This is a genomic window from Streptomyces callyspongiae (assembly GCF_047200695.1).
Classification (GTDB): Bacteria; Actinomycetota; Actinomycetes; order Streptomycetales; family Streptomycetaceae; genus Streptomyces.
The window spans coordinates 1-376 of record NZ_JBJZOM010000064.1 but is presented as its reverse complement, the minus strand read 5'-3'; the positions used below and the strand labels follow the sequence as shown (position 1 = coordinate 376).

Sequence of the window (376 nt, the reverse complement as noted above, 5' to 3'; positions counted from 1 at the left end):
CAGCTCCTCCGGATGGATCAGGACCTGGACGTCGACGCGTTCCGGGACGCCTGGTCGCAGGTCATGCGACGGCACCCCATCCTGCGCACCAGCTTCTGGGAGACCGAGAGCAACGATCGCTACCAGCTGGTCTGGGACGACGCCCGGGTCCCCCTCGAGGTCGAGGACTGGCGCTCCAGGACCCCCGAGGCCCAGCAGGAACAGCTCCAGGAATACCTCCAGAAGGACCGCACCCGGGGCTTCACCCCGCAGGACATGCCGCAGTGGCGGATGCTCCTGGTCCGCACCGCCGACGCCACCTACCAACTGGTGTGGAGCGCCCACCACGCCATCCTGGACGGCTGGAGCATCAGCCGGGTGATGAGCGAACTCGTCG

The 376-nt window shown here is 68.1% G+C and carries 1 protein-coding gene; it reads left to right on the top strand.

Annotation, left to right across the window (positions count from 1 at the left end):
- Positions 1–12: 12 nt before the first annotated feature.
- The coding region (locus ACL06G_RS21535; protein ID WP_412788175.1) for a condensation domain-containing protein at positions 13–376 on the top strand (364 nt) is incomplete at its 3' end.